The sequence below is a fragment of the Pseudoduganella sp. R-34 genome, from assembly GCF_049904655.1.
Taxonomy (GTDB): domain Bacteria; phylum Pseudomonadota; class Gammaproteobacteria; order Burkholderiales; family Burkholderiaceae_D; genus Rugamonas.
In genome coordinates, this window is the sequence record NZ_CP184572.1 from 5,895,848 (window position 1) to 5,908,622 (window position 12,775).

Annotated in this window: 17 protein-coding genes; 9 read left to right on the forward strand and 8 right to left on the reverse strand. The window is 62.7% G+C overall.

Annotated elements, in window-relative coordinates; genetic code table 11:
- Positions 1–66: 66 nt before the first annotated feature.
- Positions 67–615, forward strand: coding sequence for a CGNR zinc finger domain-containing protein (locus tag ACN9MW_RS27070; protein ID WP_426164719.1), 549 nt, complete (start codon positions 67–69; stop codon positions 613–615).
- Here the strand turns inward: ACN9MW_RS27070 and ACN9MW_RS27075 are convergent.
- On the reverse strand, positions 612–1,511 hold the full coding sequence (locus tag ACN9MW_RS27075) for a LysR family transcriptional regulator (RefSeq protein ID WP_426164721.1): 900 nt from the start codon (positions 1,509–1,511) through the stop codon (positions 612–614). The genes ACN9MW_RS27070 and ACN9MW_RS27075 overlap by 4 nt on opposite strands.
- Positions 1,512–1,612: 101 nt before the next feature.
- On the opposite strand from ACN9MW_RS27075, the gene ACN9MW_RS27080 reads away from it, so the two are divergent.
- Together ACN9MW_RS27080 and ACN9MW_RS27085 are read left to right on the forward strand one after the other, a co-directional pair.
- Complete coding sequence (locus tag ACN9MW_RS27080; RefSeq protein ID WP_426164723.1) at positions 1,613–2,344, forward strand: SDR family NAD(P)-dependent oxidoreductase; 732 nt, start codon at positions 1,613–1,615, stop codon at positions 2,342–2,344.
- Positions 2,345–2,358: 14 nt separating this feature from the next.
- Complete coding sequence (locus ACN9MW_RS27085; RefSeq protein ID WP_426164725.1) at positions 2,359–2,568, forward strand: tautomerase family protein; 210 nt, start codon at positions 2,359–2,361, stop codon at positions 2,566–2,568.
- On the opposite strand, the gene ACN9MW_RS27090 is transcribed toward ACN9MW_RS27085, so the two are convergent.
- The 3 genes from ACN9MW_RS27090 to ACN9MW_RS27100 all read right to left on the reverse strand — a co-directional run bounded on the left by ACN9MW_RS27090 (position 2,563) and on the right by ACN9MW_RS27100 (position 4,990).
- The gene (locus ACN9MW_RS27090) at positions 2,563–2,706 is read right to left on the reverse strand and encodes a hypothetical protein (protein ID WP_426164727.1); all 144 of its coding nucleotides are present in this window, start codon (positions 2,704–2,706) and stop codon (positions 2,563–2,565) included. The genes ACN9MW_RS27085 and ACN9MW_RS27090 overlap by 6 nt on opposite strands.
- 89 nt (positions 2,707–2,795) lie before the next feature.
- Positions 2,796–3,341, reverse strand: a complete 546-nt coding sequence (locus ACN9MW_RS27095) for a DUF1697 domain-containing protein (protein ID WP_426164729.1) — start codon at positions 3,339–3,341, stop codon at positions 2,796–2,798.
- 53 nt (positions 3,342–3,394) lie between these two features.
- Positions 3,395–4,990, reverse strand: a complete 1,596-nt coding sequence (locus ACN9MW_RS27100) for a sensor histidine kinase (RefSeq protein ID WP_426164731.1) — start codon at positions 4,988–4,990, stop codon at positions 3,395–3,397.
- Between the two features lie 120 nt (positions 4,991–5,110).
- On the opposite strand from ACN9MW_RS27100, the gene ACN9MW_RS27105 reads away from it, so the two are divergent.
- On the forward strand, positions 5,111–5,449 hold the full coding sequence (locus tag ACN9MW_RS27105; protein WP_426164733.1) for a hypothetical protein: 339 nt from the start codon (positions 5,111–5,113) through the stop codon (positions 5,447–5,449).
- Positions 5,446–6,291, forward strand: coding sequence for an HDOD domain-containing protein (locus ACN9MW_RS27110; protein ID WP_426164735.1), 846 nt, complete (start codon positions 5,446–5,448; stop codon positions 6,289–6,291). Before ACN9MW_RS27105 ends, ACN9MW_RS27110 begins: the two co-directional genes overlap by 4 nt.
- Before the next feature lie 12 nt (positions 6,292–6,303).
- Here ACN9MW_RS27110 and ACN9MW_RS27115 read toward each other — a convergent pair whose 3' ends face one another.
- Complete coding sequence (locus tag ACN9MW_RS27115) at positions 6,304–6,648, reverse strand: hypothetical protein (protein ID WP_055929479.1); 345 nt, start codon at positions 6,646–6,648, stop codon at positions 6,304–6,306.
- A 205-nt stretch (positions 6,649–6,853) separates the two neighbouring features.
- Complete coding sequence (locus ACN9MW_RS27120) at positions 6,854–7,159, reverse strand: hypothetical protein (protein ID WP_426164737.1); 306 nt, start codon at positions 7,157–7,159, stop codon at positions 6,854–6,856.
- A gap of 94 nt (positions 7,160–7,253) precedes the next feature.
- Between ACN9MW_RS27120 and miaB the strand changes: the two genes are divergently transcribed.
- From miaB to ybeY, 3 genes are read left to right on the forward strand one after another with little or no spacing between them, the layout of a single operon-like run.
- A complete protein-coding gene (gene miaB, locus ACN9MW_RS27125; RefSeq protein WP_426164739.1) occupies positions 7,254–8,588 on the forward strand; it encodes a tRNA (N6-isopentenyl adenosine(37)-C2)-methylthiotransferase MiaB in 1,335 nt (444 codons plus the stop codon).
- Complete coding sequence (locus tag ACN9MW_RS27130; RefSeq protein ID WP_426164741.1) at positions 8,585–9,652, forward strand: PhoH family protein; 1,068 nt, start codon at positions 8,585–8,587, stop codon at positions 9,650–9,652. Before miaB ends, ACN9MW_RS27130 begins: the two co-directional genes overlap by 4 nt.
- Positions 9,636–10,094 carry an rRNA maturation RNase YbeY gene (gene ybeY / locus ACN9MW_RS27135; RefSeq protein WP_426164743.1) on the forward strand — a complete coding sequence of 153 codons (459 nt, stop codon included), beginning with the start codon at positions 9,636–9,638 and terminating at the stop codon, positions 10,092–10,094. Before ACN9MW_RS27130 ends, ybeY begins: the two co-directional genes overlap by 17 nt.
- On the opposite strand, the gene ACN9MW_RS27140 is transcribed toward ybeY, so the two are convergent.
- A complete protein-coding gene (locus tag ACN9MW_RS27140; protein WP_426164745.1) occupies positions 10,091–10,726 on the reverse strand; it encodes a LysE family translocator in 636 nt (211 codons plus the stop codon). The genes ybeY and ACN9MW_RS27140 overlap by 4 nt on opposite strands.
- A gap of 56 nt (positions 10,727–10,782) precedes the next feature.
- Here ACN9MW_RS27140 and ACN9MW_RS27145 point away from each other — a divergent pair, with 56 nt between their 5' ends.
- Positions 10,783–11,706 (forward strand): LysR family transcriptional regulator, encoded by a 924-nt coding sequence (locus tag ACN9MW_RS27145; RefSeq protein ID WP_426164747.1) that lies wholly within the window; start codon positions 10,783–10,785, stop codon positions 11,704–11,706.
- On the opposite strand, the gene ACN9MW_RS27150 is transcribed toward ACN9MW_RS27145, so the two are convergent.
- Entirely contained in the window at positions 11,703–12,719 is a 1,017-nt protein-coding gene (locus ACN9MW_RS27150) for a transporter (RefSeq protein ID WP_426164749.1), read from the reverse strand. The two genes, ACN9MW_RS27145 and ACN9MW_RS27150, sit on opposite strands and share 4 nt — an antisense overlap.
- Positions 12,720–12,775: the final 56 nt, after the last annotated feature.

The following is a 12,775-nucleotide window of genomic DNA, read 5'->3' on the forward strand; positions in this document are numbered from 1 at the left end:
TACTCCAGCCACGTAACTTGTCAAGAGTTATTTTGGTGGTTACAATGAAATTAGGAGGACAGGAAAATGATTGAGTTCTACGGCGATCACCCGGCGCTGGACCTGATGAATACCGTTGTGCAAGGAGAAGAAACCTGGCATGACGATGCTGGTGTCATGGCCTGGCTGGCAGCTGCCGGGCAGCTCACGGCGGAAGAGGAGGCGCCCGGCAAGCCAGGCGAGCTGCTGGCTGCAGCGCGCGCGTTGCGCGAATCCGTTCGCGCGGCAGTGGCGGCGCGCAAGGCCGGGCAACGGTTCGATGCCGCGGCGCTGAATGCGGCGCTTGCGCACGCCGAACGGCACCTGGTGCTGGTGGAAGCAAGTGGGGACGGGCTGTCGCTGCAAGCCCGCTACGCGGCCCGCACGCCGCAGCAGCTACTGGCGCCCCTGGCGGAAGCCGCGGCGCAGTTGCTGGCGACAGCCGACTTCAAGCTGGTGCGCAAATGCGAGGACCACGCCTGTACGCTGTGGTTCCTGGACCGCACCAAGTCACACCGCCGCCGCTGGTGCAGCATGGCGCTCTGCGGCAACCGCAACAAGGTGGCGGCTTTCCGCCAGCGCCAGCAGGAAGGCTAGCGCACCAGGAAGTCGACAAAGCTGCGCACGCGCAGCGACAGGTGGCGCGCGTGCGGATAAATCAGGTAGAACGGCCTTGAGCAGCCGCCATGCTGCGGCAGCAATTCGACCAGCGTCCCGCTGGCCAGTTCGCGCTCCACGGCAAAGCGATAGGTCTGCGTAATGCCGCCGCCATGGACGGCCAGGGTGCCCATGCCAAGAAAGTCTTCCGCGCACACCACGGCATCGCCGCCGATCAATTCGATTTCCGAACCGTCGCGCATGAACTGCCAGGGTACCAGCCGTCCGGTACTGGGCAGCACGAACTGGATGCAATCATGTCTGGTCAGTTCTTCAAGCGACTTCGGCTTGCCGCGCCGTTTCAGGTAGGACGGCGCAGCCACCAGTACCAGCTCCGCATCTTCCATCTTGCGGGCGACCAGGGTCGAATCCTGCGGCGCACGGCCGCGCACGGCAAGATCATAGCCCTCGTCTGCGAAATCGATGTTGCGGTTGCTGATGTGGACTTCGACCTGCACTTCCGGGAATTGCAAGCGGAAGGCCGCCACGCGCTCGAGCAAGCGGTAATGCGCATAGGGCGTCGTTGCACTGATACGCAGCTTGCCGGATGGCGTGGCCTGCTGGCCCGTCACTTCACGTTCGGCCTCCACCAGTTGCGACAGCGCCTGCCGGCACTGTTCGAAGTACACCCTGCCGCCGTCGGTCAGGCGGATCTGGCGCGTGGTGCGCACGAACAGGCGCACGCCGAGGCGCTCCTCCAGGCGCGAAATGGAACGGCTCACCGCCGCCGGCGTCACGCCCGCCATCGCCGCCGCCGCGGTGAAGCTGCCCTGCTCCCCCGCCAGCACGAACAGCTCGATGCTGCCCAACTGCATATCATCGAAGTGGCGCTGCATTCATTACCCCATGTATCAAGTCAATTACCGGAAACCATATTTATCTACCAAAACGTCATAAGTATAGTGGACTCACCTCAACCAAACTCATGGAGTTCCAAATGACCAAGACAGCAATCGTGACCGGCGCTTCCAGCGGCCTGGGCTTTGCCATCGCCAAGGCCTACCTGGCGCGCGGCTACAACGTGGTCGGCAACGCCCGCACCATGGACCGCCTGCAAACGGCTGCAGCCCACCTCGGAAATCCCGCCAACTTCCTGCCGGTCGCCGGCGATATCGCCTCGCCGGCGACGGCCAGGGAACTGTTCGATAAGGCGGCTGCGCGTTTCGGCAAGGTCGACATCCTGGTGAATAACGCCGGCATCTTCATCGCCAAGCCGGCCGTCGATTACACCGAGGCCGACACCGACGCCATTGTGGCGACCAACCTGAAGGGCTTCCTGTTCCCGGCTCAGGAAGCGGTGCGACACATGGAAGCCAACGGCGGCGGCCACATCGTCAACATCACCGCCAGCCTGGGCGTGACGCCGGCCAAGGCGACCGCGCTGCTGCCCGTGCTGATCAAGGGCGGCCTGAACATGGCGACGCGCGCCCTGGCGCTCGAGGTGGCCAACAAGAACATCAAGGTGAACGCGGTAGCGCCCGGCATCATCAGCACCCCGCTGCACAGCACGGATGCCGGTACCCAGGAATTCCTGAAAGGCCTGGTGCCGACCCACAGGATGGGTACGGCCGACGACATCGCCGACGCGGTGCTTTACCTGACCGATTCGAGCTTCATCTCCGGCCATGTGCTGACCGTCGATGACGGCGCGGCAGCCGGCAACTGGTAAGCAAGGAGACTGGCATGCCCTACGTGAACATCAAGGTCACCCGCGAACAAGGCGGCCCGACCGTGGAACAGAAGAAGGAACTGATCGCCCGCACCACCAGGATGCTGCAGGAGGTGCTGGACAAAGACCCGGCCACCACCTTCGTCATCATCGACGAAGTGGAAACCGATAGCTGGGGAGTGGGATTTGAATCGGTGACCGAGCGGCGCGCCCGCCAGTCATAAGCCGCAAACGCTGTGGATATTGCTCAAGGCGACACCACCGACGATGGCGCGGCCAATGCAGCTGACTTTTTGCCAGCCATTGTCGGCCACAGCAAAGCCACCGATGACCAGGGCCACTACGACGGCGCCCAGTATCATGGCACCTCTTATCGAATCGCTAATCTTCATTGTGCATCTGACAAAATCATGGATAAGCGATTTTAGACGCTGGACGCGACAGTCGACAACTAATTATTTGCCATCGCGTGCAGTTTGCTGATGGTGCTCCAATTGCGCGAAGTGACCGCATCGCCCAGCGCCTTGCCCATCGCTGCGGCAGCGCGGCTGGTCAGCACGCCATCGGGGCACCAGATGTAGGCGGCGTGGCGGCCGAGTGCGAACGCTTCCGGCTGCCAGCTCTGCCGTGCCAGAGGTTCCAGCTTGCCGCGGTCTTCATCGGGCCTGTTGAGGACAGCCACCAGCAGCCGCGAATGGTCGCTGGCCACCTCCTGCAGGCTGTTTTCCTTGACGATCTCGGCCAACTGGGCGGCCTCGATCACGGTGACTTTGGCCGGTACGCCGAGCTTGAGCACCAGTGCTTCTTCGATGCGCGCAGCGCTGTCGGCAGCATCGGCGGCATTGCAATCAAACACGACGTTGCCGCTGTTGAGCAGCGTGCGCACGTCGCCGTAGCCCATATCGCTCAGCACCTTGCGCAGGTCGGCCATCGCAACGCGTTTTGCGCGTCCGACGTTAATTCCGCGCAACAAGGCGATCAGGCGCTGCTTATCCATGACATTCCTCCCTGCATGGCTTCAGTATGCGGCAGATGCTCCTGCGGCGGCGCTCAGCTCGCAATCGGCGCGTGCAAGGGGGCGTCCGGGTGCCTGTCCTCATTTTCATCGCCCGGCGTCACGCGCGGGATGCGGAAGACGAAACTGGCGCCCTTGCCCAGCGTGCTCGACACCGAAATGGTGCCGCCGAACTGCTTGACGACCAGGTTGAAGACGATGTTCAGGCCGAGGCCGGTGCCGCCCTGCCCGCGCCGGGTGGTGACGAAGGGGTCGAAGACCTTGTCCAGCATGTCCGGTGCAATGCCCTTGCCGTTGTCGACGACCTGCATTTCGATATGGTCGCCTTCCGGGATGACGTTGATGTCGATATTGCCGGCGCCATCGGGCTCGAAGGCGTGTTCGACGCAGTTCAGCGTGAGGTTGGTGATGACCTGCGCCAAGGCGCCGGGATAGCTGTCCAGAATGACGTCGTCGGGGCAGTTGATGGCGACCACGATGCGGGTTTTCTTCAGCTTCGGCTGCAGGCTGGACACCACTTCGCCAATGTATTCCTTCAGTTCGAAGCGGCGCCGCGCTTCGCTGACCTGGTCGACCGCAATTTGCTTGAAGCTGTGGATCAGGTGCGCTGCGCGGTAGGCATTGTTCATGATCAGGCGCGCGCTTTCACCGGCCGTATCGATGTATTTCTGGATTTCCGACTTCTTCACCTGGCCCGCCTTCATCGACTCGTCGACGGCCGTGGTGGCATCCATCAGCACCGAGGCGCTGGTCAGCGCGATGCCGACCGGCGTGTTGATTTCATGGGCCACGCCGGCCACCAGCGAACCGAGGGACGCCAGGCGCTCGGCCTGCAGCAGGGATTCCTGGGTGCGCTGCAAGTCGTCGAGCGCCTGCGCCGTTTCCTGCGCCGAACGGCGCGCCAGGTCTTCCGCTTCGCGGGTGCGCTTGATGATCGATTTAACCTTGCGCTGGATGGCGTTGAAGCCGCGGATCACGTCACCCAGTTCATCGCTGCGTTTTTCCGGCAGCTCCTCCACTTCATCGGAACCGCGCGTGGCCAGTTCGAACAAGCCGTCGCGCAGCTTCTTCAAGGGATCGAACACGATGCGCAGGGACAGCGCCAGCGCCACCACCAGGATCAGGTCCAGCGTCAGCACTTCCACCACTTTGCGGCGCACTTCGGCGGCCAGCGTGGCATCGATCTGGGCACGGGTGAAATTGACCACGACGCGGCCCACGATCACCGGTTTCAGGGCACTGCCAGCGGCGCCGGCGTCGCGGTAGGCCAGGTCGGCCACGACCGGCGCGCCCTGCACGGCAGTTTCGGATTCGATGGGGACGATGCTGCCGTCTTCCTTGCGGCGCTTGCCGGAAAACAGGCCGACCGAGGTGTCGTAGACGCGGATCGCAACCAGTTCCGGCGGCAGCATCTCGGCTGCCACGATATTGTCGACCTTGGCCTTGTCGAGGTCCCACAGGGCGGATGGCAGGCTGGTCTGCAAGCGGGTCAGCACGCCCTCGCGCAGGCGCTGGTTAGCTACTTCCAGTTCGTGACCCAGGCTGTATTGGGCGTAGGTGCCGGAAATGCCCAGCACGACGGTGACGATCACAACGAACAGTGCAGTCAGCCGGCCTTGGATACCAAACATTCACTCCCTCCCCATATTCCCCCCAATGTAAGGGAAGCGGTGTGACTTGGCAAGATTTTAAGGGTGATGCCTTCCCGGCACTGATGTAAGATCTGGCATTGATCTGTGGGAGATAAAACAATGACGGCGACATACCGCCACCTGCCCCTTGCCAAGGTCGAGCCTGGCATGGTGCTTTCTGACGAACTGCTGGACACGCACGGCCAGGTCCTCCTGCCGGCAGGCGCCGTGCTGACCGAACGCATGCTGGAGCGCCTGCAAGGCCACGGCATCGAGTCGCTGGCCGTGGTTGACGACACACCGCCCGACCCGGCGCAATCGGCTGCCGAACGCACTGCCCACCTGGCGCGCATCGAAGTGCTGTTCCGCCGCCACGATCCGGCCGATGCCGAAGACTCTGCGGCCAAGGCGCTGCGCACCCTGGTCACGGATTTCCGCGTTGGCAAGGAGGCTGCATGAGCGCACCGCTCAGTTATGACGACGTGGTGAAAAATCTGGACGACCTGCCTTCGCTGCCGGCCGTGGTGATGGAACTGCTGAACAGTGTGGACCAGGAAGAAATCGATATTGCCGTGCTGGCAAAGAAGGTCTCGCATGACCAGGCCTTGACCGCCAAGACGCTGCGTCTGGCGAATTCTTCGCTGTTCGGGCTGCAGGTCAAGGTGACCACGATCCAGCAAGCGATTACCTTCCTCGGTTTCCAGAGCACGCGCAACCTGATTACGGCGGCCGCAGTGACCGGCTGCTTCGCCGGCAAGCAGTGCCCCGGCTTTGACCACGGCATGTTCTGGCGCCATTCGATAGCGACGGCAGCTTGCGCCAAGGTGCTGGCGCGCCACGTGCGCTTCAACCAGGATTATGCTTTCACGGCGGGGCTGCTGCACGATATCGGACGCCTGGTGCTGGTGTCGACCTTCCCTGAGCGGTATGCCGAGGTGATCGCCTACCAGAAGGAACACGACTGCTATACGCTGGAGGCGGAACGCGCCGTGCTCGGCATCGACCATGTCGAAGCCGGCCTGGCGTTGGCGGAGCACTGGAATTTTTCAGACACGATGCGGCTGGCGATTGCCGGCCACCACGAACCCGGAAAGCCGGGGGCCGGCTTCCTGGCTGCCATCGTGCACGTGGCCGACGCGGTGGTGCATGCGCTCGACCTGGTGCAGAAACCGGACGACCTGGTGCCGCCCGTTTCCCCGATCGCCTGGAAAGCGCTCAACCTGGGCGAAGACACTTTCCTGCACCTGTTCCGCGAAACGGAACTGCAATATGAAGAAATTGCGCTGGTGCTGATGGCCTGATGCGCAGCGCGCTTAGTGCGCGCTGGCCTGCGGCATGCCGCCCTGGGTCGAGGCGCCGACTGGCTTGTCCTCTGGCTTCGGGCGGCCTTGCGCATCCGACAGGCGATACTTGGTGCGGCGATCGCCCATCAAGTCGCGCAGTTCGCGAATGCTCATGCCGGTCACTTCATGCATGCGAATCAGCAGGGATGCGCCGACTGGCAAGCGATGGTGGCGGATTTTACTGATGACGGGCGGTGCGACTTCCAGCATGCGCGACAGCGCAGCATCGTTCTTCAATTGCATTTTGCCGAGCAGGATGTCCAGCAGGTGGTTCGGGTTGTAGCTTTCCTGCGAAGCGAGAGCGTGGTGTGCCATGATTGATCCTCTCTTGACAGTGGAGTGTTGAGGAAAGGGCCTTGCAGTCTTGCTAATCTTCTTACTGCGCTGCGAAGCGAACCTTGTTCAACATCAAGACTTAGCGATGATTTGCCGAAAATCTTGACAACAATGCCATTTCAACACAGTCATTATTCCTGTGTCGCACGAAAGAACCATACGGAAATTGTGTTGCGCGGATATTTCAGGCTGTAACGGAAATGATGCTGCCCGGCGCCGGGGTGCCTGGCGTGCGCTGGCTTGACTGGGCATTCTGGGCCAGCAGGTCCTGCCGGGTCAGGAAATCCTGCAGCTCGGCCGATTGTGCTTGCTCCAGGGCACGAGTCTCTTCACGGCGGGTACTGATTTGCTCGGTGCTTGCGGCCTGCTGCTCGCGGATGCGTTGCTCTTCCTGCCGCAACTGGCGCTGTTCGGCCAGGCGGCGTTCGGCTGCAGCACTGTCCACCTGCTGGACATTCGGGGTGGTCGGTCCTATTCCATTGATAGCCATGACATAGCTCCCGCAGAAAATTGCTCTTTTAACTCTAGAGCTCGCGGGGCCGGTTTTCAAGGGACGATTGGCGATTTACGGTAAACTTGCGGGTATGCAGAAAAAAGTATTCATCAAAACCTTCGGCTGCCAGATGAACGAGTACGACTCGGACAAGATGGCAGACCTGCTCGGCGCGTCCGAGGGACTGGTACGCACCGAATCCCCGGAAGAAGCCGACGTTATCCTCCTCAACACCTGCTCCGTGCGCGAAAAGGCGCAGGAAAAGGTGTTTTCGGACCTGGGCACCTTCAAGAAGCTCAAGCAAGCCAAGCCTGAACTGGTGATTGGCGTGGGCGGCTGCGTCGCCTCGCAGGAGGGCGAAGCCATCGTCAAGCGCGCGCCGCTGGTGGACGTGGTGTTTGGCCCGCAAACCCTGCACCGCCTGCCGAAGATGATCGAACTGCGCCGCCACACCGGCAAGCCGCAGATCGACATCAGCTTCCCCGAAATCGAAAAGTTCGACCACCTGCCGCCGGCGCGCGTGGAAGGCGCTTTCGCCTACGTCTCGATCATGGAAGGCTGCTCCAAATACTGTTCCTACTGCGTGGTGCCCTACACCCGCGGCGAGGAAGTATCGCGCCGCTTCGAAGACGTGCTGACCGAAGTCGCCGGCCTGGCTGCCCAGGGCGTGAAGGAAGTCATGCTGCTCGGCCAGAACGTGAATGCCTTCCGCGGCGAGACCGCGGACGGCAGCGTCGCCGATTTCGCCATGCTGATCGAATACGTGGCCGAGATTCCCGGTATTGAACGCATCCGCTTCGTCACCAGTCATCCGAAGGAGTTCACGCAGCGCCTGATCGACTGCTACGCGAAAATCCCGAAACTGGCGGACCAGCTTTACCTGCCGGCCCAGCATGGCTCGGACAAGATCCTGGGCGCCATGAAGCGCGGCTACACTGCGCTGGAATACAAATCCATCATCCGCAAGGTGCGCGCGGTGCGCCCGAACGTGGTGATCTCTTCGGACTTCATCGTCGGCTTCCCCGGCGAGACCGACGAGGATTTCGAAGCGATGGTCAAGCTGGTGCAGGACGTCGACTTCGACAACAGCTTCAGCTTCATCTTCAGCAAGCGCCCCGGCACGCCGGCCGCCAACCTGGCCGACGACACCCCGGCCGAAGTCAAATCGGCCCGCCTGCAGCGCCTGCAAGCCCTGTTCGACGAGAACACCAAGCGCCACAGCGCCGCCATGGTCGGCATGACCATGCAGGTGCTGGTGGAAGGCCAGTCCAAGCGCGGCGGCAATGAAATGCAGGGCCGCGCCAGCAATACCCGCACCGTGCACTTCGACGGCGGCGCCAATGCGCAGGCACTGATTGGCCAGATGGTCAGCGTGCGCATCACCGAAAGCCTGGATTACTCCCTGCGCGGAGAAGCGATACTTTGAAAACAAAAACCCCGGTGCAACCGCACTACTTCGTCCCAGAACCCCTGGACAACACGCGCCTGGCCCATTTGTGCGGCCCGCTCGATGAAAACCTGCGCCAGATTTCAGCGGCGCTGGACGTGACCATTTTCCGCCGCGGCGAAAAATTCATTGTCAGCGGCACCAATGCCGAACGCGCAGTGGCCATCCTCGAGCGCTTCTATGAAGTCGCCGACAAGGTAGTGCCGGTGGAGGAAGTCCAGCTCGCCCTGGTCGAGCAGCGCGCCAGCGAGGCGCCGGACGACTTTGGCCCGGGCGAGGAAGAGCCTCCTTTCCACGAACCGGACATCACCAGCCCGGTGCTGAAAACGCGCCGCAACGACCTGCGCGGCCGCACGCCGCACCAGATCCGCTACCTGCGCAATATCCTCGACCACGACATCAGCTTCGGCATCGGCCCGGCCGGTACCGGCAAGACCTATCTGGCAGTGGCCTGCGCGGTCGACGCCCTGGAGCGCGACGCGGTCAAGCGCATCATCCTGACCCGCCCTGCGGTGGAAGCGGGCGAGCGCCTGGGCTTCCTTCCAGGCGACCTGGCGCAGAAAGTCGACCCGTATTTGCGCCCGCTGTACGACGCGCTGTACGACCTGCTCGGCTTCGACCGCACGCAGAAGATGTTCGAGAAACAGGTGATCGAGATCGCCCCGCTTGCCTATATGCGCGGCCGCACGCTGAACCACGCCTTCGTCATCCTGGACGAGGCGCAGAACACCACTGTCGAACAGATGAAGATGTTCCTGACCCGTATCGGCTTTGGCAGCAAGGCCGTGGTGACGGGCGACGTGACCCAGATCGACCTGCAGAAGCACCAGAAATCCGGCCTGGTCGATGCCATGCACGTGCTGCGCAATGTGCGCGGCATCGCCTTCAGCCAGTTCTCCAGCGCCGACGTGGTACGCCATCCGTTGGTGGCGCGCATTGTCGATGCCTATGAGAATGCCCAGGAAGCCAGCGCCGAGCTGGCGCCCCTGCTGCAAACCGTGAAACCCGCTGTGAAAGCTGTGCGCAATGTCCGAAAAAAATAAGCTGGCCCTGTCCGTCCAATACGCCGACCCGCGCCTGCAGGAAGAAATCACCCGCCCAATGATCCGCAAATGGGTCAAGGCGGCCCTGTTCGCACCGGCTGAACTGACCATCCGTTTCGTCGATGCGGAAGAAGGCCAGGAGCTGAACCGCGACTACCGCGGCAAGGACTACGCCACCAATGTGCTGACCTTCGCTTACAACGTAGGCGAGGAAGTGGCCGAGGACGAGCCGACGCGCGCCGACATCATCCTGTGCACCGACGTGCTGCAGCGCGAAGCGGCCGAGCAGAAGAAAACCGTGGAAGAGCACACCGCCCACCTGATCGTGCACGGCGTATTGCACGCCCAGGGCTACGACCACGAGGACGACGAAGAAGCGGCCGAGATGGAAGACATCGAAACCGAGATCGTCACCGGCCTCGGTTACGCCGACCCGTACTAGACTTCCAGCGTCAGCATCGTCACGCCGAAGGCGCAGAACACGAAAGCGCTCAGGCGCGACAGGGTGCGCGCAGCGCTCGGCCGGCTGAGCCACGCGCGCGCCTTCGCCGCAAGCCCCGCATAGATCCCGTGGATCACAACCAGCACCATGCAATAGGTGGCAATGGCCAGGGCCAGCGGTACCTGCTGTTGCGCGGCTCCCGTGGCGCCGGCCACTTGCGGCAGGACAGACAGGAAGAACAGCAGCGACTTCGGGTTGCTCGTCTGGAGCAAAACACCGCGCAGCAGGCGCTTGCGGCAGCCGTCGGCCTCTTGCGCCTGGCCCGCTGCGGCGCCTTGTCCAATGGGTGCTGGCACGCGGCCCCAGGCCTTGCAGGCGAGGTAGAAGAGGTAGCTGACGCCGCAATACTTCAGCAGCAGGAACGAGGCTGGCGAGGAACGAATCAGCAGCCCAATTCCGGCCGAAGACAAGCCGGCCATGACGGCAGCGCCGATGGCCAGGCCCAGCACTCCATGCATGGCCGCGCGCCAGCCAGTCGCGATGGCATTGTCCAGCGTCATCAACACCCCTGGCCCCGGGCTCGACACGGTGAAGACCACCATGACCGCAAACATCCAATAAGTATTGTTCATGTGCGCAGTGTGCCGCTGGCCCGACAGGCATTCAAACGAGATCTTGGTATGATGTGTTGAGTATTCCTCAACACTATCTTGCCGAGCAATCGATGACCGTCCGTCCGCCCCTCCATGCACTCCATGTTTTCTGCATCGTCGTGCGGGAAGGCGGGTTCCGCCAGGCGGCACAAGCCCTGCACCTGACGCCGAGCGCCGTCAGCCGCCAGGTACAGGCGCTCGAAGGACACCTCAGGCAAATACTGTTCGAGCGTACGGCCGGCAATGCGGCCGCACTAACCGCCGCCGGCCGGCAGTTGCATGAACAGGCCGCCGGCAAGATGGCGGAAATCGTCGGCATGCTCGAACCCGGCGGCAACCCGGGAAACCAGGCCTCGATCCTGGTCGACACCAGCGTGACGCTGGCCATGCACTGGCTGATTCCGCAACTGACGGGCTTCCGCCAGCAATATCCGCACATCCGCATTGATGTGCGCACCGCGGACGGCGACATCAATCCTTCCGCGCCGGTCGATGTTTTCCTGCGCCGGGATGGGGCGGAATTGCGCGGGATACCTTCACAGGTGTTCATGCGCGAGCACTGCGTATTGGTGTCGAGTCCATCCTTCGCAGCAGGCCTGAGCTCGCGCGAGCCGGACAACATGTACTGGCTGGCCACGGCGCCGCGCATCGGCATGCGCTCGCGGCCCGACCTGTGGCCATTATGGAGCCAGGCGCATGGCATGGATGCCAGGACGCTGGCACCGGCCATTGAATTTGACAACACGGTGCTGGCTATCCAGGCTGCCGTGCAAGGGCTCGGCGTGCTGGTAGTGCCGGAGGCCTTTGTCGCGGCAATGCTCGAAAACGGTACGCTTCAGCGCCTCCTGCCGGCCGCTATCGAAAGCGGCACTTATTCGTTTGCCGTGGGCCGCCAGCGCGCGTCGCCTCGCGTGGACCTGTTCACGCAGTGGCTGAAGGAGCGCGGAAACGCCGCCTAATCGTTACGCTGGCGGAACAGCCAGGCCCCCGCCACCACGGTAAACAGCACCACGATGCCGGCGATGATCCAGAAGCCGGCCTTGTCGTCGGCCAGCGGTACGCCGCCGACATTCATACCCAGCAGGCCGGCAATGATATTGATCGGCAGCGCCAGCACCGTCACGATGGTCAACACATAAAGGCTGCGGTTATTGGCCTCGTTGACCAGGGCCGCAATCTCTTCCTGCAGCAGCTTGATGCGCTCCTGCAGCGCCGCCATGTCGTTCAGCACTACCGCAAATTCCTCGGTCGATTCGCGCAGTTCCTGCCGATCCGCCTCGCTGGCCCACGACGGCGGCCGTTGCAACAGGCGGAACAAGGCCGCCGGCTCTGGCGCCAGCAGCCGTTGCAGCCGCACCAGCACCCGCCGCAGGGCGCCCAGGTCGGCGCGCTTGAATTTCAGCTTGCCCGACAGGAGGTTGTCTTCGATCCGATCCACCTTGCCGGTAGCGTCGCGCACGATGCGGGTCAGCACGTCCGCCTGGTCGCGCAACAGGTGGGTCAGCAGCACTACGCTGGAGACCAGGTTTTCGCCGCCGCGCACGGCCTGCCGCAGCCTTTCGACTGCCTGCAATGGCTTGCGCCGGGCGCTGACCACCAGCCGCCGGTCAACACTCAGGCAGACGCTGGAAATATCCGATGGCTCGAAACTGAAGTCGCGCAGCACGTCGTTGACCACGGCCACCAGGGTATCGTCGGCCTGCTCGATGCGGGTCGAGCGCGCGCCCTCTTCATGCAGGCTGTCGTAATATTCATTGGCCAGCACGGCATGTTCGCGCATCCATTTTTCGCTGGCGGTGTTGGCAAGGTTGAAATGCAGCCAGATGAACTCCCCTGCCGGGGCGCCTGTATCACGCAGCCATTGTTCGGCCTCGGATGCCTCGATCGGCACCGGCTGCGGGCCGCGCCCGAACAGGTAACCGCATACGAGGCCGCACTGGTCGGATCCATAGGTGACTGCACTGATCTGCATGAGTTTCCAATCTGATAATTTCGGCCGGGACTCGGCCGTTTAGTGTATGCTATAGC

Bases quoted from the DNA above. Each gene is read 5' to 3' on its own strand.
- ACN9MW_RS27070 (WP_426164719.1), top strand. From the start codon at position 67: ATGATTGAGTTCTACGGCGATCACCCGGCGCTGGACCTGATGAATACC.
- ACN9MW_RS27075 (WP_426164721.1), bottom strand. From the start codon at position 1,511: ATGCAGCGCCACTTCGATGATATGCAGTTGGGCAGCATCGAGCTGTTC.
- ACN9MW_RS27080 (WP_426164723.1), top strand. From the start codon at position 1,613: ATGACCAAGACAGCAATCGTGACCGGCGCTTCCAGCGGCCTGGGCTTT.
- ACN9MW_RS27085 (WP_426164725.1), top strand. From the start codon at position 2,359: ATGCCCTACGTGAACATCAAGGTCACCCGCGAACAAGGCGGCCCGACC.
- ACN9MW_RS27090 (WP_426164727.1), bottom strand. From the start codon at position 2,706: ATGATACTGGGCGCCGTCGTAGTGGCCCTGGTCATCGGTGGCTTTGCT.
- ACN9MW_RS27095 (WP_426164729.1), bottom strand. From the start codon at position 3,341: ATGGATAAGCAGCGCCTGATCGCCTTGTTGCGCGGAATTAACGTCGGA.
- ACN9MW_RS27100 (WP_426164731.1), bottom strand. From the start codon at position 4,990: ATGTTTGGTATCCAAGGCCGGCTGACTGCACTGTTCGTTGTGATCGTC.
- ACN9MW_RS27105 (WP_426164733.1), top strand. From the start codon at position 5,111: ATGACGGCGACATACCGCCACCTGCCCCTTGCCAAGGTCGAGCCTGGC.
- ACN9MW_RS27110 (WP_426164735.1), top strand. From the start codon at position 5,446: ATGAGCGCACCGCTCAGTTATGACGACGTGGTGAAAAATCTGGACGAC.
- ACN9MW_RS27115 (WP_055929479.1), bottom strand. From the start codon at position 6,648: ATGGCACACCACGCTCTCGCTTCGCAGGAAAGCTACAACCCGAACCAC.
- ACN9MW_RS27120 (WP_426164737.1), bottom strand. From the start codon at position 7,159: ATGGCTATCAATGGAATAGGACCGACCACCCCGAATGTCCAGCAGGTG.
- miaB (WP_426164739.1), top strand. From the start codon at position 7,254: ATGCAGAAAAAAGTATTCATCAAAACCTTCGGCTGCCAGATGAACGAG.
- ybeY (WP_426164743.1), top strand. From the start codon at position 9,636: ATGTCCGAAAAAAATAAGCTGGCCCTGTCCGTCCAATACGCCGACCCG.
- ACN9MW_RS27140 (WP_426164745.1), bottom strand. From the start codon at position 10,726: ATGAACAATACTTATTGGATGTTTGCGGTCATGGTGGTCTTCACCGTG.
- ACN9MW_RS27150 (WP_426164749.1), bottom strand. From the start codon at position 12,719: ATGCAGATCAGTGCAGTCACCTATGGATCCGACCAGTGCGGCCTCGTA.